20 protein-coding genes are annotated in these 24465 nt (G+C 33.8%); 11 read left to right on the top strand and 9 right to left on the bottom strand.

From position 1 onward, the window contains the following. The first annotated feature begins 5 nt into the window (after positions 1 to 5). Positions 6 to 1130: an SPFH domain-containing protein gene (locus NH26_RS09040; RefSeq protein ID WP_044221576.1), complete on the top strand. Its 1125-nt coding sequence runs from the start codon at positions 6 to 8 to the stop codon at positions 1128 to 1130. Positions 1131 to 1212: 82 nt separating this feature from the next. After that, entirely contained in the window at positions 1213 to 1584 is a 372-nt protein-coding gene (locus NH26_RS09045; RefSeq protein ID WP_139262958.1) for a hypothetical protein, read from the top strand. 149 nt (positions 1585 to 1733) lie between these two features. Here the strand turns inward: NH26_RS09045 and NH26_RS09050 are convergent, their stop codons facing one another. The 5 genes from NH26_RS09050 to NH26_RS09070 all read right to left on the bottom strand — a co-directional run bounded on the left by NH26_RS09050 (position 1734) and on the right by NH26_RS09070 (position 8437). Continuing rightward, positions 1734 to 3863, bottom strand: a complete 2130-nt coding sequence (locus tag NH26_RS09050; protein ID WP_052431927.1) for a M3 family metallopeptidase — start codon at positions 3861 to 3863, stop codon at positions 1734 to 1736. A 40-nt stretch (positions 3864 to 3903) separates the two neighbouring features. After that, a complete protein-coding gene (locus NH26_RS09055) occupies positions 3904 to 4800 on the bottom strand; it encodes an NAD kinase (protein ID WP_044221570.1) in 897 nt (298 codons plus the stop codon). A gap of 2 nt (positions 4801 to 4802) precedes the next feature. Continuing rightward, positions 4803 to 5474, bottom strand: coding sequence for a CBS domain-containing protein (locus tag NH26_RS09060; RefSeq protein WP_044221568.1), 672 nt, complete (start codon positions 5472 to 5474; stop codon positions 4803 to 4805). 169 nt (positions 5475 to 5643) lie between these two features. Beyond that, on the bottom strand, positions 5644 to 6399 hold the full coding sequence (locus tag NH26_RS09065; protein ID WP_044221565.1) for an alpha/beta fold hydrolase: 756 nt from the start codon (positions 6397 to 6399) through the stop codon (positions 5644 to 5646). Positions 6400 to 6508: 109 nt separating this feature from the next. Then, positions 6509 to 8437: a DUF885 family protein gene (locus NH26_RS09070; RefSeq protein ID WP_084812113.1), complete on the bottom strand. Its 1929-nt coding sequence runs from the start codon at positions 8435 to 8437 to the stop codon at positions 6509 to 6511. Between the two features lie 166 nt (positions 8438 to 8603). On the opposite strand from NH26_RS09070, the gene NH26_RS09075 reads away from it, so the two are divergent. From NH26_RS09075 to glgX, 4 genes are all read left to right on the top strand, one after another. Next, positions 8604 to 9806 carry a chorismate-binding protein gene (locus NH26_RS09075; protein WP_052431926.1) on the top strand — a complete coding sequence of 401 codons (1203 nt, stop codon included), beginning with the start codon at positions 8604 to 8606 and terminating at the stop codon, positions 9804 to 9806. A 236-nt stretch (positions 9807 to 10042) separates the two neighbouring features. Next, a complete protein-coding gene (locus NH26_RS09080) occupies positions 10043 to 10678 on the top strand; it encodes a peroxiredoxin family protein (RefSeq protein ID WP_044221559.1) in 636 nt (211 codons plus the stop codon). A 268-nt stretch (positions 10679 to 10946) separates the two neighbouring features. Then, positions 10947 to 12260 carry a UDP-N-acetylglucosamine 1-carboxyvinyltransferase gene (murA, locus tag NH26_RS09085; RefSeq protein ID WP_044221557.1) on the top strand — a complete coding sequence of 438 codons (1314 nt, stop codon included), beginning with the start codon at positions 10947 to 10949 and terminating at the stop codon, positions 12258 to 12260. 77 nt (positions 12261 to 12337) lie between these two features. Then, the gene (glgX, locus tag NH26_RS09090; RefSeq protein WP_044221554.1) at positions 12338 to 14416 is read left to right on the top strand and encodes a glycogen debranching protein GlgX; all 2079 of its coding nucleotides are present in this window, start codon (positions 12338 to 12340) and stop codon (positions 14414 to 14416) included. 65 nt (positions 14417 to 14481) lie between these two features. On the opposite strand, the gene NH26_RS09095 is transcribed toward glgX, so the two are convergent. The 4 genes from NH26_RS09095 to NH26_RS09110 form a co-directional block, all read right to left on the bottom strand. Then, complete coding sequence (locus NH26_RS09095; protein WP_044221551.1) at positions 14482 to 14823, bottom strand: cupin domain-containing protein; 342 nt, start codon at positions 14821 to 14823, stop codon at positions 14482 to 14484. 126 nt (positions 14824 to 14949) lie between these two features. After that, on the bottom strand, positions 14950 to 15936 hold the full coding sequence (locus tag NH26_RS09100) for an alpha/beta fold hydrolase (protein ID WP_044221548.1): 987 nt from the start codon (positions 15934 to 15936) through the stop codon (positions 14950 to 14952). Between the two features lie 304 nt (positions 15937 to 16240). Further along, entirely contained in the window at positions 16241 to 17494 is a 1254-nt protein-coding gene (locus tag NH26_RS09105) for an outer membrane beta-barrel protein (RefSeq protein WP_044221546.1), read from the bottom strand. A gap of 239 nt (positions 17495 to 17733) precedes the next feature. Further along, complete coding sequence (locus NH26_RS09110; RefSeq protein WP_052431925.1) at positions 17734 to 18426, bottom strand: endonuclease V; 693 nt, start codon at positions 18424 to 18426, stop codon at positions 17734 to 17736. A gap of 252 nt (positions 18427 to 18678) precedes the next feature. Between NH26_RS09110 and NH26_RS09115 the strand changes: the two genes are divergently transcribed. From NH26_RS09115 to NH26_RS09135, 5 genes are read left to right on the top strand one after another with little or no spacing between them, the layout of a single operon-like run. After that, positions 18679 to 19749, top strand: coding sequence for an L-rhamnose/proton symporter RhaT (locus NH26_RS09115; RefSeq protein ID WP_044221544.1), 1071 nt, complete (start codon positions 18679 to 18681; stop codon positions 19747 to 19749). A gap of 34 nt (positions 19750 to 19783) precedes the next feature. Next, positions 19784 to 20929 (top strand): extracellular solute-binding protein, encoded by a 1146-nt coding sequence (locus tag NH26_RS09120; protein WP_044221542.1) that lies wholly within the window; start codon positions 19784 to 19786, stop codon positions 20927 to 20929. Next, a complete protein-coding gene (locus tag NH26_RS09125) occupies positions 20922 to 22070 on the top strand; it encodes a CaiB/BaiF CoA transferase family protein (RefSeq protein ID WP_044221538.1) in 1149 nt (382 codons plus the stop codon). The genes NH26_RS09120 and NH26_RS09125 overlap by 8 nt, the downstream gene beginning before the upstream one ends. A 10-nt stretch (positions 22071 to 22080) precedes the next feature. Beyond that, positions 22081 to 23259 carry a CaiB/BaiF CoA transferase family protein gene (locus NH26_RS09130; RefSeq protein WP_044221817.1) on the top strand — a complete coding sequence of 393 codons (1179 nt, stop codon included), beginning with the start codon at positions 22081 to 22083 and terminating at the stop codon, positions 23257 to 23259. Then, positions 23228 to 24463, top strand: coding sequence for an extracellular solute-binding protein (locus NH26_RS09135; RefSeq protein WP_044221535.1), 1236 nt, complete (start codon positions 23228 to 23230; stop codon positions 24461 to 24463). Before NH26_RS09130 ends, NH26_RS09135 begins: the two co-directional genes overlap by 32 nt. Positions 24464 to 24465 lie beyond the last annotated feature (2 nt).

Below are 24465 nucleotides of genomic sequence, written 5' to 3' on the forward strand. Positions count from 1 at the left end.
ATATTATGGGATTATTTGATCGTTTTAAAAATCAATTGATCGACATTATCGAATGGGAAGATCAAACACATGACACTATGGTGTACAAGTTTGATAGAGAAGATAATGAGATCAAAACTGGAGCGAAACTTATTGTTCGTGAAAGTCAATCAGCCGTTTTTGTTGACAAAGGACAATTTGCTGATGTATTTACACCTGGAACTTATACTCTGACTACTGACAACCTTCCTATCCTAAGTAATTTAATGGGATGGAAATATGGTTTTGATAGTCCTTACAAGGCAGAAGTATACTTTTGTAATACAAAGCGTTTTACTGATATGGGCTGGGGAACTCCTAATCCAATCATTATGCGTGATGCAGAATTTGGAGCAATTAGAGTGAGAGCTTTTGGTAATTATGCTATTCGTATAAAAGATCCTAAGGTATTCTTATCTGAAATTGCAAGTACTCACGAAGAATTCTCTACTGAAGATATAGAAGATCAATTAAGAAGCTTTATCATATCTGGTTTTTCAGATGCATTAGCTGAAGCAAGAATACCTCTTCTAGATTTAGCAGCTAAATATGATGAGTTATCTGATTTCTGTAACAAAAAAATCACGACTAAATTCCATCAATATGGTTTAGAATTACTTGATTTTGTTGTAGAAAATATCTCATTACCTGAGGAAGTTGAAGAAATGCTTGATAAAAAATCAAGTATGAATATCTTAGGTAATAACATGAACCAATTCAATCAGATGCAAGCTGGTATTGCTCTTGAAAATGCCTCAGAAACTGAAGGCGGAAGTGGTATGTCAGAAGGTATGGGAATGGGTATGGGCTTTGGAATGGCTAGTAATATGGCAAATAATATGTTCCAACAAAACCAACAACAACAACCTGTAGGAGGACAAACACCTCCACCTCCTCCACCACAAACAATGTTTCATGTTATTGTAAACGGAGCACAAGCTGGACCTTTTGCTTTACAGCAATTACAAAGTATGGTGGCTCAAAATCAATTAACAAGAGAGACAATGGTATGGAAAGACGGAATGCCACAATGGACACAGGCTGGAAATGTTTCTGAATTATCGCAGTTATTTGGAAGTACACCACCACCTCCTCCTCCTCCAATGCCATAAATTTAAAATTATTATTTATCATTTAGCAATACATATTATATGTCTTGCTAAATGATATTTCTTACATAAAAATATCTTATTAATGAAAGCATTTAAATTATTTTTAGCTATCTGTCTTACTTTCTGTTTTACAACAATGGTTCAAGCACAAGACAAAGCAAAGAATACAAAAACAACGAAAACTACTACAACAGCAACTCAAAAAAAGCCTACAGCTGATGTAAAGAAAACTACTTCTTCTAAAACAGAAGTAAAAAAAGGAGCAACCACTTCTAAAACAACAAAAACATCTTCAACAACAAGTACTAAAAAAGCTACTAAATCATCTAGTACAACTAAGAAAAGTACTTCTAATAAAGCGACAGTGCAATGCTCATCAAAAACAAAAGCCGGAGCAAGATGTAAAAATAAAACATCGAATAAAACGGGGAAATGTCATGTACATTCCAAATAATTGCACTTCATACCAATAAAAAAGCTCCAGAAAGTCTATTTCTGGAGCTTTTTTATTTATGCTAATATTCTCATTACTCTTTATGAGAAATATATCTATCACCCATTTTTATAAATAATAAGATCAAGTAATCTACTGAGTGAAAACTCCTACATAAAACCTCTATCTCTCATTAGTGCTTTATAATCGGCATCACGACCTCTAAACATTCTGTAAGCCTCTGCAGGATCAATTGAGTTTCTAGGTGCAAATAAGTACTTCACTAATTTCTCAGCAATTTGCTTATCATAGTAGCCTTGAGGCGACTCTTCAAATAACTCTGCTGCATCAGAAGTCAATACATCTGCCCATAAATAACCATAATACGCTGCAGCATAACCTTCACCAGAAAATACGTGACCAAATTGAGTCGATCTATGACGCATCACAATTTCTTTTGGCATGCCTAATTGATCTAAAGTTTCCTTTTCAAACTTCACAGGATCTATATTACTAGGATCTGTTGTATGATATTTCATATCCATTAAAGCAGATGCTAAGTATTCCGTTGTAGAAAAACCTTGATTAAAAGTAGCTGCTGCCTTAATCTTCTTGACTAACTCTTTTGGCATAGGTTTACCCGTTTTTACATTGGTCAAGAAACCGTTGATTACTTTATCTGTAGGTAACCATCTTTCCAATAATTGAGATTGGAACTCTGTATAATCTCTTACACCACTATTTGATTTTGGATATTTTACATTTGCAGATAAGAAATGTAATGCGTGACCAAATTCATGGAAAAACGTTTCTGCATCTGACCAAGAAACTAATGATACTTCTCCTAGAGCAGGTTTGATAAAGTTAGAGTTATTAGATGCTAGAACAATTGTTTTACCTTCATAAGATGTAAAGCTTCTATATGTTGTTGCCCATGCACCTGAACGCTTACCCTTTCTTGCATATGGATCTAAATACCATAAACCTATTAATTCGCCATCCGCTTTATTATGTACTTCCCAAACTCTTACGTCTTCATGGAATACTGGTACTTTTCCTTTCGGTAGTGCTTTAAATTCAAAGCCAAATAGTTCTCCAGCTACCATAAACATTCCTTCACGAAGTTTTTCTAATTGTAGGTATTGTTTTACCTCATCAGAATCTAAATCGTACTTGGCTTTCCTAACTTTCTCTGCATAATATCTATAATCCCATGGTTCGATAGTTATTTTATGTCCAAGCTTATTAGCAACAGCTTGCATATCTTTTACTTCCTTATGAACTGTTTTTACAGAAGCTTCCCATACTTTCTCCATCAAATCCATTGCATTTGCTGGGTTCTTAGCCATTCTGTCTTGCAGCCTCCAAGAAGCATAATTATCGTAACCCATCAATTTCACCCTCTCATCTCTTAATTTAAGAATCTGAGCAATAATTTTATTGTTATCGTGCTTATCTCTATTGTCACCTCTCTTAATGTAGTTAGTCCACACTTCTTTTCTTATTTCTCTTTCATCTGAATAAGTTAAGAAAGGCTCCATAAATGATCGTGTATTTAACACTGCATACTTTCCTTTTTCACCTCTTTCCTCAGCTTGTTTTGCAGCTGATTTCACAAATGATTCAGGTAAACCGCTTAATTGCTTATCAGAAATATATACAACATAATCTTCTTCATCTGCTAAAACATTATTAGAAAAATCAGAATATAAAGTTGATAATTCTTTATCTATTGCAGCATATCTTTTTTTCTTTTCAGCATCTAAATCAGCCCCTCTCATTACAAAACCAGTGTAATAAAGATCTACAATTCTTTGTGCTTCTTTTTCTAAAGGTGTTGTTTTGCTGTCTTCGTGTACCTTTTTAATTCTTTGATATAGCTTATCATTTTGATTAATCTTAGAAGAATAATCTGAAATGATTGGCGCCAAATCTTTAGCTATCTGACGTAATTCAGGTGAAGACATATTAGATCTCCAGATTCCCATGTAAGTAAATGCTCTATCCAAAGGTTCTCCAGATTTTTCCATAGCTACAATCGTGTTATCGAAAGTTGCTGGTGCTGGATTATTAGAGATTGTTTCAATTTCAGTAAGATGAAGTTCAATCCCTTTGACAATAGCATTTTTTAAATCTGAGATCTGCATTTCATCGAAAGCAGGAGTACCACCGTAGGCCCCTTTCCATTCTTTTAATAGCATATTCTCGTATGATGTTGATTTGTTGTCTGTTTTATTACAACCAAAAAGGCAGAGTAATAAAGAAGACATTCCAATAATTGAAAGGAACGTATTTCTCATTTTTAAGTTTATATATGGTTAATTAAAATATAGTATTCGTTTAACTCATAGGGTTTCTATTGTCCAACCCCCAGTTTAGCTTTTTTCTTAAAGTATCAAGGAACTTCTCTCCTCCTCCTACATTGACTAGTTTTGCTTTAAAAGGACATTTCTTAACGGCTAATTCAATAGATGCATCCACTGCTTCAGACCTAGAATCTAAAGACACTAAAAAGTTTTTACTCCTACCCTCTATTTCGAATGATATGACACTTTTATCCGAAATGATAAGAGGTCTTACATTTAAGTTATGAGGACAAACAGGTGATATAATAAAATTTTCAGAACCTGGAATTACTACAGGGCCTCCAACACTTAAAGAATATCCAGTAGAACCTGAAGGTGTGGAGACAATTAGACCATCGGCCCAATAAGAATTTAGGTACTCTCCATTGAGGTAAGTATGCACTACAATCATTGATGAAGTGTCTCTTTTTAGAATCGTAAATTCGTTAAGTCCAAATTTGATTCCTCCAAAAAGGTCCTCTCTATCACTTACTAGTGTTAACATCGTTCTTTCTTCAATTGAAAAGAAACCATTGATAAGAGCATCTAACGTATTCGAAAAATTTTCTCTTTGAATGGAAGCCAGAAAACCCAATCGTCCTGCATTCACACCAACAATTGGTATCTCTAACTCTTGAACATAAGTTAGTGCTTGTAGTAATGTACCATCACCTCCAATAGAGATCATGAAATCTACCCCTCGTAACTGTTCGGTAGAATTAAAAACAGGAACCGAATTACATAATTCAGGTTCAATATTTTCAAGGTATAAAGCCAATCCATCAGAGATCATCAGTTCAAATTCTTTTCTATTAAGAATTTCATTGATGGCACTCATCAAAAATCCACTTCTTTCTTTTTCAAGTTTACGGCTATGTAAAGCTATTTTCATGTTTAAAGTTCTAGATATCGCATTAGATTATCTAAACGGCCTTGACTATCATCTTTTCCTTCAGCAAAAGCAGAAGAATAAATCACGTTTAAACTAAAACGTTCAAATGTAGCCAAAACAGCCTCTACTTTCATTGTATTAAGTTTTAAAGTAACGATCACCATTTGAGGATCATTATTATCAACTTCAACAAAAGAGCTTAATATTTTTACGTTATTGGTTTCCACCCATCGGCTTAAGTCTTCTAAAGAATATTGTATAGCTTCAATTCTTAGCGCCACAATAGAGCCTTCGATTTGATCTGCATGCAATCGAGCCACTTTTTCCATCATATCTTTTACGATAATGGTTCCGTGGTATTTCTCTTCTTTGTCAATTACAGGAATGATTTCTACATCATACTCGTCAACAATTCTTAAGCAGTCGTATAAATGGGTTGAAGGTAAGACTGAAACATCTTCGTTTGATAATGGTAATTTCACAGATTTAACTCCTTGACTTAGATCTAAATCAAAAAAGTCTTGCTCCATAACCATACCTATATACTTATTATTTTTAAGTACAGGTAAAGATAGAATGTTGTTTTCTTCGTAATAAGAAAAAACACATTCTAATGCGGTATCTGGTTGTATGGTTGGCAATGTAGTTGTCAACAGATCTTTTGCTAATTGCATATCATCTAAATGTTTGATGAAAAGATATGTATATATAAACAATTTGGGAGGTAAATATGTTGAAAAAAATCAACATTTACCTCCCAAATCGATTGTGTTTTCACACAAATTCACCCAAATGTGTCAAATTCAGAGAAAATGAGTAGGTTTCTCTAAACTTACGTTATTGTTAGTTATTTCTCAAGAAATCATCCACTAACATGTTAAATCTATTTGGGTGTTCCATCATTGGTGCGTGACAACACTTGTCTATAAAGTGTAATTGTGAGTTAGGAATCGATCGATTAAACTCATGTCCTGCAGATGGAGGTGTAATTGTATCATTTAAACCCCATATCAATTGAGTAGGGCATTTAATATCTTTTAATTCACTTCGTAGGTTATGCTTTTGTGCAGACCTTGCATAATATACAATTCTCAAACACTTCGCATTATCAGAAGTTACTTCGTAACATTCGTCTACTAATTCTTTTGAAGCTACTTTAGGGTCATAGAAAGTGTAAGCAACACGGTCTTTAATAAAGTCATATGATCCTCTTTTAGGATAAGACAACCCCATTCCCGATTCGTACAAACCTGAAGAACCTGTTAATATTAATTTCTTTACTTTATCAGCATTAGCCAAAGTATACATTAATGCAACATGACCACCTAAACTATTACCTAAAAGAGAGAATTCCTTCAATTCGAAGTCATTGACAAATTTTTCTGTGTACGCAACAAGTCCTTCCAAATTTGATTCATTTCTTGGTGAATCATAAATTGGCAACATTGGAATTAACACACGATATCTACCTGAAAAGTAACTTAATACATCAGACCAGTTACTTAACGCTCCAAATAATCCGTGTAGGAGTATTAGTATTTCCCCTTCACCCTCATCGATGTATTTAAAACCGTGTTTTTCTCGGACAGTTAAACTCATATCTTATTTTATTGCAATATTCATTGTAAAAATACGAGCAAAGATACAATTAAATTTTTAGCATTAGTAACTTATTGAGAGTTGTTAATTAACAATAAAGTACAACATCCTATAACTTTTTACCATACAGCATTGTATCAAAGCTCGACAAGGTCAATGACCCTTCAGAAAAGAGACTCTTTAAACGACTTCTACCCTCCTGACTATCAATAGACAAACCCTTGTTTTTATAATATTTATCTGATAAGAACATACCAAAACCTGAAGCAGAATATTTACCTGGTAAGGCAGTACATTCTTCAACAACACGTTCGGCATCTACTAAATTTAATGCAGAATTTTCACTTACATACATTAATGCTTCATTTTTTGTCCATAAAAAATGATGAACACCTAGATCACACCACATTAATAATGCGTTATTTAACCTCCAGAAGTAGTATAAAACTCTTTCTTCTTGAGACGTTTTAGAATAATAAGTTGTGAGATAAATATTTTTCCAAAACTCTAAGCAATATGGTAACTTTAATTCTCTTCTGAAAAGGGGTAATTTATTATTAAGGATTCTTCTATTTGACCATTCATGCGCTGCATATGTTGCAATAGCATAAGGCCCCATCATGTATTCCTCGTAATCACTTAAATGTTGATTTATATAGACATTACCTTGTCTACTATTATCAAAACTCCCCTCGAAATAAAAAGGTTCATAAGAGACATTTTTAATATATTCAGGAAAATAGTTGACATTAATTTGCACCTTATCGTTCATCATCCTAGGAGACTTGTTGTATTCTTCTAAAAAGCTAACGATTGAATTTCTGGTCTTATCTAAAGGATATTTTCTAGAATAATGGTAGAATCTATCTTGTAATGATCCTTTAGGTATTTCTAAAGAATCAAGTAAGTTATTCAATTTCTGTTTCTCCTCCCTTACCATTTTCTTCGCCAAATAATTTAGATTTCTTGGTCGATACTCTACTTCTATCTCTTCTTTATTTAACCCTAAATGATATTGTAAAAGATGCCTGTAATAATTATCACCTTCTTTACCAAAACGCATTAAAGTAATCTCTTCTTCTGCTTGAAGTTCTAATTCATCTATTGTTCTTTTTAGTGCATCAAATGATGGAATCACTGCACCTTCAATTGCTTTTTTTGCTCTATATTTTAATTCAGGAAATTGTCCTTTTACATTCTCATCATCCAGTTTTTCTAACTTTTGAATGAAATCAACATATAAAATATTATCGTTTAATGGTACTGCCAAAAAAGATTCTAGCTGTCTACTGATCTGCTTTAAAGTACTTTTAGGAGGTAAAGCCTGACCATCATTGATATTAAGATGATGAATAGATTCTTCTAAACTCTCAAAGGGTCTTCTAAAGAGAATACCTTTTGCTGTTAATTGATCTTCTCGGGTAGTTGGAAAAAGGGGTTTTCCAGAAATAAGCTCTGCCACTTTATCTTGAATCTCTTCCAATCTACTTATATAATTGTAAGCTTGATTTACATTATCGATAGTATGACTATTGATCATAAATAATGGCAACTGAACTTGAATACCGGAAACATGATCAATCGGATATTTCACATTTTTATAAATCCAACGATCTAAGATGCTTACATCCATTATAAACTCAAAAGTTCCTCTAGATAATTCCTCATCATGATCTAAACCTTGCTGATCATACCTATTTAGAAATTCTAATTCACCTTTCAAGTATTCAAAATCTCTTTCACTTTGAATGGTTGATTCATTATTTAAATGTCCTTCTAAAGTTTCTGGAGCATAAGGCCATTTAAATGCTTTGGTTTTGGTTAATAATTCGGGGTGACTTAATGTATATTCATAAAAGAATCTATCTAATAGTGTATACATTTTTGATGGTCTGAAATACCAATTATTTAGTACATCTCCAATCATCCAAAAAATACATCCAAAAAATATTATACGCAGATATAAACCCCATTTTTGCTTAAAATGGCTCTTCAATTTTTGAGCAATGTAGGTTCTATATATCTTATTGTATTTCATTCTTTAGTAAAAAAATATTATTCTTACTTTTTCATATGTTAGCAGGATGTAACAACAAAAAAAGTTGAAATACCTCTACATTTGCAAATACTAGGCTAATAAATACTAACATTACACAACTTATTCATTGATAATAAGTTATTTAATTAAACTTCGCACCTAAGATTTGAAAAGAAAAGAACCACAAATAGATCATATTGAGTTAGAGAGTTTATCTTTCGAACATCTTTTAGCTGTTGCATTAGAGAGCGGTCAACCTTTTGCTGCCTGGAAAATGCCACAAGAAAATACACAAAGTATTGTTGTATCCTTACAAAAAGATGCATTAAAAGTCTCAGCAGATTTAGAGGATCTCCCTAACGGATTCTTGGCACATCCTTTTCAGACTAAAGATAATCAAGCTTACTTAATTCCTGCGGATATTTATTATACCACAGAGATGGATCATATTGATTTTTCGAATTCATATGATTTAAATATCAAGGAGCGCGTAGAAAAAGAAATCCACAATTTTGACCCTAAAAAATCTTTAAAAAGGTGGAAAGGTAACATGTTGAAGGAACATTTCCCTCCAACATCAAAAGAACATTTCACTTCTATAGTTGGTGAATCCGTTCGTGCTATGCAAAATGAGGAATTTACTAAAGTGGTACTTTCTAGAACGAAAGAAGCCTCTATAAAAGATGATTTTTCTCCAATAGATTTATTTCAAAGATTAAGTAGTGCTTATCCAACCGCTTTTGTTTCCATATGTTACATTCCACATGTAGGTTTATGGATGGGTGCTTCTCCTGAAACACTTATCAGTGTAGATGAGAATGGTGTTTTCAAAACAGTGGCTTTAGCCGGAACACAAGCTAGTGATGGTTTGTCGCCAAAAGAAGCTTCTTGGAAGAGTAAAGAAATTGAAGAACAAGCATTGGTGAGTAGATATATCATTAATTGCTTTAAAAAAATACGTTTACGAGAATTTGAAGAAATCGGTCCTCGTACAGTGGCAGCTGCCCACCTTTTACACTTGTGTACAGAGTTTAAAGTAGATACAAAAGCAACAAATTTCCCACAACTTGGTACAGTGATGTTAGAATTATTACATCCTACCTCTGCAGTTTGTGGTATGCCTAAGGAAATTGCTACAGACTTCATCTTACAAAACGAACAATATAACAGATCTATTTACAGTGGTTACATTGGACCTATTGGTCTAGAAAATAGACATCATCTTTTTGTCAACTTAAGATGCTTACAGCTTTTCAACGACCATGCCTTGTTGTATGCAGGAGCTGGAATTACAGCAGATTCTGATCCTGAAAAAGAATGGAAGGAGACTGAAATCAAGATGGATACCATGTTGAAACACTTGAAATAGAACAAAGTCAGGAATTTGCAGTATTAATTAAACTAGTTGATATAACATCTCATTTTTTTATAAGAAAATCCCTTGGTTTCTTTTTAGGAAACTAACAGATGACTATTTTCTTTTTTTGATATCATCTTCTTTATCAAAATACCTGTTTCAAGAAAAAATCACTTGAAAATTGTAAGGAATGGGTATTTCAATTGTCTAATTGATACAAAAAACATTTACACACTCTATCTAATCACATGAAAAAATTCATCACTTTCATTATTTTAATGACTCTAAGCTTATCGATTTTCGCCCAAGAAAAAGATATATATGCTAAATATGGAATTAAAGTAGAAACATTACAACCCGGTTTAAATATTGGTGATACTGCACCTGATTTTAGTGGAGTAGATCAAAAAGGTAATAAAATACAGCTTTCAGAAATGGTGAAAGAAGGACCTGTTATTGTAAACTTTTTTAGAGGTAGTTGGTGTCCTTCATGCTATAAACATCTAAAATCTATCAGAGATTCTTTAGATTACATTTATGATACAGGAGCAAAAATTGTGATGGTAAGCCCTGAGGAAAAAGAAAGCCTAGACAAGTTTGCCGAAAAGAAAAAATTCACCTTCCCCATGTTATCTGATACGGATATGAGCGTAATGAATAATTATAAAGTAACGTTTGAGGTAACAGAAAAATATCAGAAAAAAATTAAAACTTTTTTGATGACAGACATTGCAGCAAATAACGCTTTACACAATGCATCGCTACCTGTACCTGCCACTTATATTGTTGATAAAAACATGAAAATTATAGCAAAACAATATAATCCAAAATACAGTATCCGTATGTCTCCAACTGCGATGATCGAGGCAATTAATGCAGAATAATATTATGAATTAATGATGATTTCGTATCATCTAGGTTTTAATGCCCTATTTTACTTAAAATTTATATTAAAAAAGCAATGAAAACACGATTCTACATAGTGTTTTAAGCTATAAATGATTAATATTGATGTGAGATACTTTTTAATAAGTATCTCCATTTTTTTTACAAGCTTTTTGATAAAGCTTTCCGGATGTTTTTTTATTTGATTAACCCCTATTAAAACATTCGAAAACGGTATTATCTCTGAATTTATATATATCCACTACTATGTCGACAGAACTAGGAGAATTTGTAGTTGAAGGTGGTCACCGCTTAAAAGGTGAAATTACTCCACAAGGAGCAAAAAATGAGGCACTTCAAATTTTATGTGCCGTACTCTTAACAGAAGAAAAAGTTACAATACATAATATTCCAAATATTATTGATGTCATGAAACTGATTGACATCTTAAAAGACTTTGGAGTAAAAGTAAAAAAACTGGCTGAAGGATCATTTGAGTTTATAGCAAAAGATGTAAACATCGATCACCTTCAAACAGAAGAATATTCACAAAAAGCGTCTAAACTTAGAGGATCTATCATGGTATTAGGTCCACTATTAGCTCGTTTTGGTAAAGGAAAAATTCCTAAGCCAGGAGGAGACAAAATAGGTAGAAGAAGGTTAGACACTCACTTTTTAGGTTTTAAAACCTTAGGTGCCAAATTCGATTACACTAAAGATGGTTTCTTTAAAATTGATGCGACCGACCTTCATGGATCGTACATCTTATTAGATGAACCTTCTGTAACAGGTACTGCCAATGTGATCATGGGTGCAGTAATGGCAAAAGGAAAAACCACACTGTATAATGCCGCTTGTGAACCTTACATTCAACAATTATGTAAAATGTTGAACCGTATGGGAGCTAATATTACAGGACATGGCTCTAATTTATTAACTATCGAAGGTGTTGATAGATTAGGAGGAACAACTCACACTATGCTTCCTGATATGATTGAGATTGGTAGTTTCATTGGTTTAGCGGCCATGACTCAATCAGAAATCACTATTAAAAATTGTCGTATTGATGAACTAGGACAGATTCCAACCGTGTTTAAACGATTGGGTATAGAAATGGAATTCAGAGGTGATGACATCTTTATTCCTGCTCAGGAAAGCTATCAATTAGATCGTTTTATTGATGGTTCTATTCTAACAGTAGCTGATGGACCTTGGCCATTGTTTACTCCAGACTTATTAAGTATTGTTCTGGTAACAGCAATCCAAGCAAAAGGTACTGTACTTGTTCACCAAAAAATGTTTGAAAGCCGTTTATTCTTTGTGGATAAACTTATTGATATGGGAGCTCAAATCATTTTAAATGATCCACACAGAGCAACTGTTATTGGTATGAACAGACAATCACACCTTAAAGGTATTCGAATGAGTTCTCCTGATATTCGTGCAGGTGTTGCTCTTTTAATCGCAGCCTTATCGGCAGAAGGTACTTCTGTCATCTCAAACATTGACCAAATCGATAGAGGTTACCAAGATATCGAAGGTCGTTTGAAAGCACTTGGTGCTAAAATAGAAAGACGCTAAAAGGTTTTTACCTTTTCTAATATATGGAGAGTCGGCTATAGGCTCTCCATTTACTATCATAAATTACTTATTGTGCGATGAGCATTAAACATTCAAAAGGAACAAGCTACCCGTTAGGTGCAACTGTTACCGAGAAAGGAACCAATTTTTGCATTTATTCTAAGGGAGCAACCGCTATTGAATTACTTCTATTTAATGACAAGGATAGTCCAAGACCATTCCATGTGATTCGACTAAATCCGCAAACAAACAAAACATTTTATTATTGGCACGTTTTCGTAGAAGGTGTCGGTCATGGCCAAGTGTACGGCTATAGAGCATTCGGTGATTTTCTTCCGGAAAAAGGAGCATGGTTCGATGGTAGTAAAGTACTTGTCGATCCTTATGCAAAAGCCGTTTGCATGAACGATAACTATTCTCGTAAAGCTGCTATAAGACCTGGAGACAATTGTCTTCATGCCTTAAAAAGTATTGTTGTAGATGATAGAAAATACGATTGGGAAGATGATAAACCTTTATCAAGACCATATTCTAAAACTATTATTTATGAAATGCATGTAGAAGGATTTACTAAAGATCCTTCCTCAGGTTTAAGTGATAAAAAACGAGGTACCTATGCAGGTCTGATAGAAAAGATTCCTTATTTACAAGAATTGGGAATTACAGCTGTAGAATTACTTCCTATTTATCAATTCGACCCTTACGATGCTCCTAAAGACCGCATCAATTATTGGGGTTACTCCCCTATTAACTTCTTTGCACCTCACTCTTTATATGCCATGGATCAGAAAGATCCTACAGCTCCCGTAAAAGAGTTTAAAGACATGGTGAAAGCTTTACACAAAGCAGGTATTGAAGTTATTTTGGATGTAGTATACAACCACACCACGGAAGTAAATCCAGAAGAAGGTCCGACCATTAACTTTAAAGGTTTAGATGCTTCTACTTACTATATATTAGATCGTCACAACGACTATAAATTTTTAGATTTCTCTGGTTGTGGCAACTCATTTAATGCCAATCATTCTATTGTTAGAAGAATGATCATGGACTCCTTAAGATATTGGGTCTCTGAAATGCACGTAGATGGTTTCCGTTTTGATCTTGCTTCTGTATTGTCGAGAGACGAATATGGTAACCCATCAGAAAACCCTCCTATCCTTTGGGAAATTGAATCTGATCCAATTTTAGCGGGTACAAAAATGATTGCTGAGGCTTGGGATGCTGCTGGACTTTATCAAGTAGGTTCTTTTGTTGGTGATCGTTGGAGTGAATGGAACGGAGTTTATAGAGATGTACTTCGTCGTTTTGTAAAAGGTGATGATAAATTAGTAGGTGCATTCGCTGGATGTGTGGAAGGTTCTCATCATGTTTTCCAAAATCAAGAAGAAAGAGATCCGAACAGAAGTATCAACTTTGTGACTTGTCATGATGGCTTTACCATGAATGACTTGCTTTCTTATAATGAGAAGCACAATATCGCCAATGGCGAAGATAACAGAGATGGTTCAAACGATAACTTTAGTTGGAATCATGGTCATGAAGGAACGACTGATCATTGGGAAATCGAACATTTGCGTAAAAAGCAAATGAAGAACTTCTTTACTTTACTATTACTCTCACAGGGTACACCTATGATTTTAATGGGAGATGAAGTAAGAAGAACACAAAACGGAAATAACAATGCTTACTGTCAGAATAATGAATTAAGTTGGTTCAATTGGAACGATCCTTCTCAACATGAAGAAACATTACGTTTTGTAAAGAAGTTGATTCAATTCAATTTGAAGCATGAGGTATTTCAAACAGAACGTTTCTGGAGTTCTAAAGCAAGAGCAAGAAGACCAATTATTTCTTGGCATGGTGTAGAATTTGATTACCCAGATTGGAATGATAATTCCCACGCTATTGCCTACATGCTGACTTCTCCTAACACAGGAGAACAACTATATGTAATGGTCAATACTTTTTGGGAGAAATTAGAATTTGAAATTCCTGAACCAACAATCTATGCACAACATACAGAATGGAAATGCTTGATTGATACCAGTAAGGAATCTCCTGAAGATATATTTGAATATGAAGAAGCACCAATTGTAACAGCAGGTTCGAGAGAATTAAACCCTAGATCCGTAGTTGTTTTACAATCGTATTAATTCAGCTTTAAATAAAAAGAGCCTCAATTTCTCAGCAAATTGTGGCTCTTTTTTTATTGTTTTTATTATTGATTGGCTACGGATTTCACTCTATCAGAAGTATCGTATTTCGTTAGAGTAAGTCGAATGATACTATTCTCTAATGCTTCCAAATTATGAGGTACACTACCATCTAATGCCAATAGATCACCTTTAGTTAAATGTAGAATTTCATTATTAACACCAAAGTCAACTTTCCCTTCTACCAATTCTACTACTATAGGAAATTTTGTTTTGTGTTCTTTCATCACTGTACCTTGATGCATCGCTATTCTGATCTCTTTAGTAAAATCAGTCTCGAAAAGTACATTAATTACTGGCTTTTGTGCATCGAATGCTACCTCTTTTAAAATTGAAGATGTTTTCATGTTGAAAGTAATATTGGATAAACGATTGAATCAACTTACAATCAAAGATTGAAGCGATTTATTATTTAGAATGATTCAAAATTACTGAATAACAAAGTAAAAACAAGTGATCACCATCACCAAATTTTATAATGTTTTAATAAACTTATCAACTTCCGAAGCAAAAAATGAAGGTTCGTTCAACATCATAAAATGTCCAGAATGACTACATTCTACATCTGTTACTTTTGTAGCAGATAAATAGTTTTTTAAGTCACTTTTTATTTTCTTGGACACACAATAATCATATTTCCCCCAAATCAATAAAACAGGTTTAGTAAAATTTTTCAAAGACGGATTATTATTAGTCTGAACTATTTCTGGAAATAAAGATTGATTTGTTTTTATTCCTCTCTTTGTCATTTTTAATTTTTGGATATCAACATAATTAGCTGCATCCTGAATATTTGCCATAGCAGAATAAGACAAAATTAAAGCATTCTGCACATTAACCATTTTGAGTAGATGATTCCAATACTCAGCATTTTGATTTGCATCAATATACCTTTTAGCTGCTGATGTTAAATCGTTATAGGCATATTCAAATAAATGAGTTCCATCACTTACTCCTGCTGCATCTATCCAGGCATCAATTTTCTTTCGATGTTCCTCAGAAAGTAAATAAGATGAAGTTAAAGTCCCCCCCCAGCTATGTCCAAATAAAACTATTTTTTTGTGAGGATAAATCGATTTCATAGTATCTATCACATGATCAAGATCAGATACATACTGATTTATAGAATAATATTTAGTATCATCTATTCCTTTCGATTCTCCAGCACCTCTTTGTTGCCAATAAGCTACAATATATTTACCTTCTAAAAGCTGAAGTCCACTTTTACCATTATAATATTCACGGTACTCTTTCACATCACTTCCTGGCCCGCCATGCACAACAAGTATTAGATAATCTGATGCTAAATCTCCATGTAAATAAACTGGCATTGTTTCATGGTTATTGGTCACATGAATTTTTTCATCAATATGTTGATGATTCCAACTTTCACCCCAACTATTTAATGAAGTAAAAAGTAAAAAATGTAGGAAAATTAGGTTTATTCTCGTTAAGCTCATTTTTATAATAGATTGTATAGATTGTGGAAAAATTCAATAATTCATAACTAAAAAACAAATTCATTAGATTATATTCATGAAATTGCCCTTACAATAAAAAATTTCGTTTAAATATTAATTCTAATTATTTTTTATTCGATCAAACTATAGTGTCTGTTCGTTAATTTGAAGTAATAACATTGAACTGTGCGAACTAAAATTACCAAACAAATTGCAATAAAATTCTCGAAATTAAATTGGTCTGATATAGCAAAAAAAGAGGAAAAATAAACTGTTCATTTTTCCTCTTTTTGGTTTTCATCAATTAGTTTATTTGAAAGTTGACCACAAAATAATTTCTATTTATAGTGGATTTCACAGCTGGCCAAGGAGAAGGCCCTCCATTACTTTCATATCTATACTCAAATCCTAATCTATAAAACCTGATGCCTAATCCTCCAATTAACCCAAGAGAATGAGATTTTGGATCTGCATCAATAAAAGCATCTTCTAATTCTGCAGGTCTATTTTCTAAATTATAACTTACCCAACGTTCTGTTTTAGAACTTGTCAAGAAAGAATTAGTTAAACCAAAATTGATAAAAAGCTTAGAATACTTAGATAAGTGAAATGTATATCTGGCCATATTTATCATTTGAAAGTAATTAAACTTCAACATAATATCATGAGTATAATGAGAAGAAGTGTATTGACCAGAATACTCTGAATCAATCAAACCAAATTCATTATAAATAGACCATTTTTGATTTTTCACAGGTAAGATTACATCTAAAGAAATGGCTGGATAAAAAGAAGAAGATGTACTATAATTATCTACTTTGACTACTGGTTGAGCACTACCATCAAAATTAATAGAAGAAGATGTTTTCCCTAAAGTCACACCAAATTTCAATTTCATCTTTACAATATCAATTACTTCTGTCTCCCCTACTTCCTTTTGATAAATTTTAAATAATTTTTGTAATGATGTAATATGGTACTTTGTATTTTTTACCTCAGCAACTACTTTATCGTGTCCTCTAAAATAATAAGCCAATTGTCCTAAATACACCTTATTGTATGCTTTTACATAACTAACAGAACTAGTTTTACTGATATCCTTTTTATACACCTTGTACTTTAGAAGAACAGGTTGTCCCTTTTCTAAAATATAAAAATTAGATTTTGAGGTAGTTTTATATTGATATAAAGGCCTACTTCCACCAATAAGTTTTTGAACAAAAAGTTGTTCATTTTTGACATCCACTTCAGATTCATCTGACATATACTCTAAACTGCTTGTAACACTAATTTCATGATCAATAGCTTGTGACCATAATGTTAGTTCACTACTAATAATTTCGTTAGTGTTTTGAGGGGTTAACACAGTTTCAGTTCCTTTATTAGAAATAAACTCTATTGATTGAGGTGTTTTAGGCCATCCTTTATCAAGAATTTTCCCTGATAAAGTATCCATTTCATTCGTAATAATTTTGGCTTCTACCCACAAGTTTTGGGCATATATGTTTTGAATAGATACTACTAAAAGTACCAAAAAAAATTGGCTTAAGATTTTCATTTACAATTAGGTTTGCTATCTGATTTCCATTAGACAGAAGAGCAGATATTTAGTTTGATTGAATAGATTTACCCTGCAAATATTACCCTTTCTATAATATCTTTTAAACCAATAATAGTTAATGCTTATAATTCACTTTATTTATCGGAGATCTTTACCCATTTACTTGTAATAATTTTAGACAAATACCAATTATAAGGTTTTGTACCTGTCGTTCTTTTTGAGGTTAGTATTGAATATTAATCTATTAAATCATACTCTCCTACCTCTCCTTTTGCTGCTAACCTCACTGCTTGATCTGCCCTTCGGATTGGTTCAAAAATGCGGTATTCGCCATGAAACTTTTTTATCCAGTGTATACTTGCATCTAGACTTATTAAATGGCCTGGCGATATATAAATAGGTTTCACTCCTTTATTTGATCTGAAAGCTACACCCACTACTTCATCATTTAGGAGTAAAGGAGCAATACTACCTTTTCCATTACCCAGTTCCATTTGGTGTGGTATCATGGGTTTCTTTGCCACACCAATAGTTGGGATATTAATTTTCAACCCTAGCCAACAAGCAATTCCAAATTTTCTTGGATGAGCCAATCCATGTCCATCTAATATTACCAAAGCAGGAGTTAGTTTTAATCTTTTATTTAAAACCTGAAGGCATTCCAATAATAAAGGACCTTCGTAATAAGCAAAATAACCTGACTGATAAGGCGTAGTTGGTAATTCATGAATAGTCACAAACGTATTAATCCATTCTCCTGTTTTTCCTCGCATAATATCACAGGATACAAAAGCACAATCCTCAGTGTAAGCCACATCCATACTACAGACAGCATCTTCATCTTTAAACTTTAGCTTAAATTCTCCATCAGGAAATATTTTAACATGATTTGCTAACTCTTCCTGTTCTTTATCTCTTTCATCTTTCATTCCTTGAATTCCACTAAAGTATTATTAAAGTGATAACAAATATAGAAACCTTCCTAAAATATATAGAATTAATTGAAGTAAATATTCTTCCTTAACTATTATACAAGTATTCAAATGGGAGGGGTAAAAGTTGAAGTATTTATGCATTTAAAGGGGGTAAATGTGTAACAAATACATTTGTCTTTGTGCTTTAAATATAAAATGGGTTATTGCATTCATATTTAAAACATTCATTCATATTTGAAATACACAATGCAGCAAAATCCAATAATAGGCACATTATTACATGCAGTAGGTGGCGTATCAGCTTCAACCTGTTACGTTCCTTTTCAGAAAGTGAAACAATGGAATTGGAACTCCTATTGGTTAGTTCAGGCTACATTTGCTTGGTTTATCTTCCCTTTAATAATAGGCTACATTACTGTACCAGATTTATGGGAGGTATTCTTAGAATCACCGTCTGAAGTCGTTTTCAATGCTTTTTTATTGGGTACTATTTATGGATTTGGCGGCATGTGTTTTGGATATGCCATTAAAGAAATTGGTTATTCACTTACCTATACTATCTCTATAGGTATTTCTGCCATTTTAGGAACCATTGTTCCGCTAATAATGCACGGGGAACTTATCTCAAAATTTCATGAACCCGGAGGTAACATCATTTACTTTGGAATGTTTGTTTCTCTTATTGGCATTAGCCTTTGTGGTGTTTCAGGATATAGAAAAGAAAAAGACCTTAAAGCTTTAAACTTAGAAACTACAGACCAACCTTCATTTAATATGAAGAAAGGTTTTATACTAACGCTTATCGCAGGTGTATTATCTGCAGTATTTGGTATCTCTTTAGAAGTAGGTGCACCAATCGCAGAAATTGCAGGACAACACGGTGCAGGTTATTTTGAAGGTAATGCCAACCTTATGCTATCTACAATGGGTGCTTTTGCTACTAACCTTGTATGGTTTGTAGTAGTAGGTATCAAACAAAAAACACTGAAAGAAATAGTTGATGTTAAAGGATTAGGATCAAAAACAATAGGTAAAAACTTCTTTATGTCAATCGTAAGTGGAGCCTTATGGTATGGACAATTCTTCTTCTACAATATTGCTCATGTTAGAATGGGTGATTTCAAATTTGCAAGTTGGGTAATCCACATGTCTATGCTCATTTTCTTTAGTTACATCTTAGGCATTCTCATGCAAGAATGGTCTCAAGTATCTAAACGTACTTACAACACTCTTCTTTTTGCATTGGCGGTATTGATCGCATCCTTCTTAATTATGACATACGGAAGTAGTATGGAAACATTTGCAGTAGGTCATTAATCTGATATAACACAACAATAAGATATACATTGAAATGAAAAAATTAAAAGGTATTACATGGAACCACAGTAGAGGATTCACTTCTATTGTAGCAGTTTCACAACGTTTTGAAGAATTATATCCTGATGTTCAGATTTCATGGGAAAAGAGATCATTACAAGCATTTGCAGATGAACCTATAGATCAATTAGCTGAACGATATGACTTTTTAATCATAGATCATCCTTGGGCTGGATTTGCTGCTCGTACTCAAGTAATAATGCCTTTAGATACTTTACTTTCTGAATCATTAATGAAAGATTTGGAAGAAAACTCCGTGGGTAAATCTCATGAAAGTTATAGTTACAATAATCATCAATGGGCGTTGGCTATCGATGCAGCAACTCCCGTTGCTTCAAGTCGTCCTGATTTACTAGAAAAAGAAGGGTTTAAACTACCTCAAACTTGGGATGATTTGGTTGAATTATCTAAAACAGGTAAAGTGGCTATCCCTGGTATCCCTCAAGATACTTTGATGAGTTTTTACATGGTATGTTCTACACTAGGAGAAAATGTATGTGAATCTCAAGAATATGTAGTATCAGAAAAAGTGGGATTAACTGCTCTTCAAATGCTACGTGATCTAGGTGAAAATATCAATAAAGAAAGTTACGATTGGAACCCTATCAAAGTCTGTGAAGCAATGACAAAAACAGATAATTATGTCTATGCTCCTTTCGGATATGGGTATACTAATTACTCTCGTGATGGCTATGCTCGTGTACCTTTAAAATATCATGATTTGGTGGCTATTGGTGATCAAAAATTAATAAGTACACTAGGAGGAACCGGATTGGCTTTATCATCAAAATGTAAAGAAAAAGAAATGGCTTCTCAATTTTTAGAGTTTGCAGGTTCTTTAGATGTACAGAAAGGAATATTTTTCGATAATGGAGGGCAACCCGGCCATAGAAAAGCTTGGACTGATCAGAAAGTAAATAGCAAGTGCTTAGACTTTTTTAGTGATACATTACCTGCCTTGGACAGAGCATTTTTAAGACCAAGATACAATGGACATATGTATTTCCAAGATAGAGCCGGTGCTCCAATCAGAGAATACATGATGAACGGTGGAGATCCTAAATCACTTCTTAAGCAATTAAACGAGTTATACATTAAATCTCTTTCTCAAAATGACTAGTTCAAAACCTTTAGAAGGCCTTTTGGTGTTAGAATTTTGTCAGTTTTTAGCTGGACCTTCAGCAGGTTTACGCTTGGCTGATTTAGGAGCTCGTGTTATAAAAATTGAGCGTCCTAATCATGGAGAGGCAGGGCGTCAAATTGCCATAAAAAATTTAAGAGTAGATGGAAGCAGCTTAGTTTTCCATACGCTCAATAGAAATAAAGAATCTTATGCCGCTAATTTAAAGGATGCTGAAGATTTACAAAAAGTAAAAGAATTAATTGCTAAAGCAGATGTGATGACCCACAACTTCCGTCCGGGTGTGATGGAAAAAATTGGGTTGGACTATCCTACTGTCAAGGCGATCAACCCACAAATTGTATACGCGACTGTTACTGGTTATGGTGCTGAAGGTCCTTGGTCTGCGAAACCCGGACAGGACCTTTTAGTACAGTGTATGTCGGGCTTGGCACACCTTACAGGCGATAAAAACGACGGCCCTACTCCTTTCGGGTTGGCGGTCGCTGATATCATCACAGGATCACATATGACACAAGGTATTTTAGCTGCTTTATTGAGAAGTGCTAAAACACAAAAAGGTGCATTAGTAGAAGTCAGTTTATTAGAATCTATGCTTGACTTTCAGTTTGAAGTAATTACTACTTACCTCAACGATGGAAATAAACTTCCACAGCGTGCTGAAAAAGGTTCTGGACATGCCTACTTGAGTGCTCCATATGGAGTTTATGCCACAAAAGATGGTCATATCTCTTTAGCAATGGGTGGATTTACAAAGTTAATAGAAGTATTAAATTCAGATCGATTAAGAGGTTACTCAGAAGAGGAAACTTTTACCAAGCGTGATGAAATTATGAAGGTACTTCATGAACTTCTTGCTCAAAAAACTACTCAAGAATGGTTGGCTCTTTTCGAACCCCAAGGTATTTGGTGTTCTGCCGTATTTGACTACGAGCAACTGATGCAACACGAGGCATATAAGGTATTAAAAATGGATCAGAAGCTTCCGCTTGATACCGGTGAGTTCATTCATACCACTCGTTGCCCAATTCGTTTAAATGATGAGAGAATTTTTGCTTCTAAACCTGCTCCAAGAGTAGGACAAGATACAGATGCAATTACACAAGAGTTTAACTTATAAAGACAAAAATATGCTTCCATTAAAAGATATATTAGTAGTTGATCTAAGCCAGTTTTTGTCTGCTCCATCAGCTACCTTAAGATTAGCAGATTTAGGAGCGAGAGTAATTAAAGTTGAACGCCCCGAAACAGGTGATATTTGCCGTCAGCTTTATGTTTCCAATGTAATGCTGAATGGAGAGTCTTCTGTGTTTAGAGCTATCAATAGAAATAAAGAAAGTTTTCAAGCAGATTTAAAATCGTTAGATGATAAAGAAAAAGTATTAAAACTTATCGCAAAAGCAGATGTTTTAGTACACAACTTTAGACCTGGAGTAATCGAACGTCTAGGTTTAGACTATGAGACGATAAAACGTACGAACCCTTCTATCATTTATGGAGATATTTCTGGTTATGGATCAGAAGGTCCTTGGTCTGCTAAACCCGGACAAGATCTTTTATTACAATCATTATCAGGTGCAACTTGGTTAAGTGGGAACGCCGATAAAGGTCCTGTTCCTATGGGGATTGCAATTGTTGATATTTTAGCCGGTGCCCACTTAGCACAAGGCATTATCGCTTCCTTAATCAAAAGGTTCAAAACCAAACAAGGTAGTAAAGTATCTGTAAGTATGTTGGAGTCTATTCTTGATTTCCAATTCGAAACGATCACTACTTTTTATCACGATGGTGGTGAACCAACAGTCCGTACTGCTAGTAATAATGCTCACGCCTATTTGGGTGCTCCTTATGGGGTTTATGAAACTAAAAATGGACACTTGGCTTTAGCTATGGGGGCAATCCCTGTACTTGGAGAATTATTAAGTTGCTCATCATTAAAGAATTATCCAGAATCGGATACTTGGTTTACACAACGAGATGAGATCAAAAATATACTAGCAAACCATCTTCTAACAGCAACAACAGAACATTGGTTATCTATTTTAGAACCTGCCGATATTTGGTGTGCCGATGTATTGAACTGGGATACCCTTTTTAACCATGAAGGTTTTAAAGCACTAAATATGATCCAAAATGTAACAATGGGTGATGGTTTTGAATATAAAACCACTCGATGCCCTATTAAAATTGATGGAGAATACCTTACTTCTCCACTGGGATCACCTGCTATTGGAGAACATACTCAGAAAATATTGAATGAACTAAACACTCTTGATCATGAAGGAAAAATTGAGAATTGCTGTTCGTAAGTTTGGTCCTTTTGAAAGTGCTCTTCAAAAGATTTGGAGCGACTTCTGTTCTCAAAGATCATGCGATGTTGAATTAGAAGCAGTACCACTGGACTTGCATCCTCTTTACGATACAACCTTAAAAAATTATGGGTTAAAAAATGGTGATTGGGATATTGCATTAATGAATACAGATTGGATCACTGAAGCATTTAGTACTAAATCTATTATTGATCTTATGCCTTTTATAGGAAATGATCCTTCAGTAATTGAAACGGCTTGGAGTCCATCTCTTTTAGGGAAACAACGTTTTGAAAAATCTGTGGTAGGATTACCTTTTCATAATGGCCCTGAGTGTTTGATGTATAGAACCGACTTGTTTGAAGATCCAAAAGAAAAAGAAGTATTTAAGAAAAAATATAATAGAGAACTTACTGTCCCTTCTACTTGGGATGAACTGATGGAAGTGGCTACTTTTTTTAACCGCCCATCAGAAAATTTATACGGAACTACCTTTGCCGCCTACCCTGATGGACATAATACTGTTTTTGATTTTTGTCTCCAATTATGGACTAGAGGTGGACAATTAATTACAGAAAACAATCAAGTAGTTTTACACTCCAAAGCAACTGTAGATGGTATGAAATTCTACAGAAAAGCTCTACAAAATAAAGATGCTATACATCCTAAATCTAGAGAATTTGATTCAGTAGAAGCTGGTCTTGCTTTTGCCAACGGTGAACTTGCTTTGAGTGTTAACTGGTTTGGGTTTGCCGCAAACTGTGAAGTAAACCCAGATTCAAAAGTAAAAGGGAAAGTAGATGTAGCCTATATTCCTGCTGGCCAAGGAGGAGAAGGTGTTTCCTTAAATGCTTATTGGATGTATGTAATTGGTGCTGGAAGTAAAAAGCAACAATTGGCATATGACTTTATCCAATTCGCTACATCTGTAAAAAATGATGAACTACTTACGTTAGAAGGTGGAATTGGATGTCGAATTTCTACTTGGAGAAGTCCAAAAGTAAACGAAGAAATTCCTTATTATCATAAGCTTGAAGAACTACATCAAAATACCGAATCACTACCAAGAATGAACAATTGGTCTCAGGTAGCTGATATAATTGATGAGCTAGTGCTTAAAGTAATCAATACCGATGAAACGATTGAAAGCATTTTATCAAAGGCTCAAATTAAAGTCAATCAACTTCAATTAGTCAATAACTAACC

This window comes from Flammeovirga pacifica (genome assembly GCF_000807855.2).
Taxonomy (GTDB): domain Bacteria; phylum Bacteroidota; class Bacteroidia; order Cytophagales; family Flammeovirgaceae; genus Flammeovirga; species Flammeovirga pacifica.

Excerpts from the sequence above, each read along its gene's own strand:
- NH26_RS09080 (WP_044221559.1), top strand. The coding sequence starts at position 10,043 with ATGAAAAAATTCATCACTTTCATTATTTTAATGACTCTAAGCTTATCG.
- NH26_RS09125 (WP_044221538.1), top strand. The coding sequence starts at position 20,922 with ATGACTAGTTCAAAACCTTTAGAAGGCCTTTTGGTGTTAGAATTTTGT.
- glgX (WP_044221554.1), top strand. The coding sequence starts at position 12,338 with ATGAGCATTAAACATTCAAAAGGAACAAGCTACCCGTTAGGTGCAACT.
- murA (WP_044221557.1), top strand. The coding sequence starts at position 10,947 with ATGTCGACAGAACTAGGAGAATTTGTAGTTGAAGGTGGTCACCGCTTA.
- NH26_RS09105 (WP_044221546.1), bottom strand. The coding sequence starts at position 17,494 with ATGAAAATCTTAAGCCAATTTTTTTTGGTACTTTTAGTAGTATCTATT.
- NH26_RS09130 (WP_044221817.1), top strand. The coding sequence starts at position 22,081 with ATGCTTCCATTAAAAGATATATTAGTAGTTGATCTAAGCCAGTTTTTG.
- NH26_RS09055 (WP_044221570.1), bottom strand. The coding sequence starts at position 4,800 with ATGAAAATAGCTTTACATAGCCGTAAACTTGAAAAAGAAAGAAGTGGA.
- NH26_RS09040 (WP_044221576.1), top strand. The coding sequence starts at position 6 with ATGGGATTATTTGATCGTTTTAAAAATCAATTGATCGACATTATCGAA.
- NH26_RS09115 (WP_044221544.1), top strand. The coding sequence starts at position 18,679 with ATGCAGCAAAATCCAATAATAGGCACATTATTACATGCAGTAGGTGGC.
- NH26_RS09060 (WP_044221568.1), bottom strand. The coding sequence starts at position 5,474 with ATGCAATTAGCAAAAGATCTGTTGACAACTACATTGCCAACCATACAA.
- NH26_RS09050 (WP_052431927.1), bottom strand. The coding sequence starts at position 3,863 with ATGAGAAATACGTTCCTTTCAATTATTGGAATGTCTTCTTTATTACTC.
- NH26_RS09110 (WP_052431925.1), bottom strand. The coding sequence starts at position 18,426 with ATGAAAGATGAAAGAGATAAAGAACAGGAAGAGTTAGCAAATCATGTT.
- NH26_RS09045 (WP_139262958.1), top strand. The coding sequence starts at position 1,213 with ATGAAAGCATTTAAATTATTTTTAGCTATCTGTCTTACTTTCTGTTTT.
- NH26_RS09065 (WP_044221565.1), bottom strand. The coding sequence starts at position 6,399 with ATGAGTTTAACTGTCCGAGAAAAACACGGTTTTAAATACATCGATGAG.
- NH26_RS09120 (WP_044221542.1), top strand. The coding sequence starts at position 19,784 with ATGAAAAAATTAAAAGGTATTACATGGAACCACAGTAGAGGATTCACT.
- NH26_RS09070 (WP_084812113.1), bottom strand. The coding sequence starts at position 8,437 with ATGAAATACAATAAGATATATAGAACCTACATTGCTCAAAAATTGAAG.
- NH26_RS09135 (WP_044221535.1), top strand. The coding sequence starts at position 23,228 with ATGAAGGAAAAATTGAGAATTGCTGTTCGTAAGTTTGGTCCTTTTGAA.
- NH26_RS09100 (WP_044221548.1), bottom strand. The coding sequence starts at position 15,936 with ATGAGCTTAACGAGAATAAACCTAATTTTCCTACATTTTTTACTTTTT.
- NH26_RS09095 (WP_044221551.1), bottom strand. The coding sequence starts at position 14,823 with ATGAAAACATCTTCAATTTTAAAAGAGGTAGCATTCGATGCACAAAAG.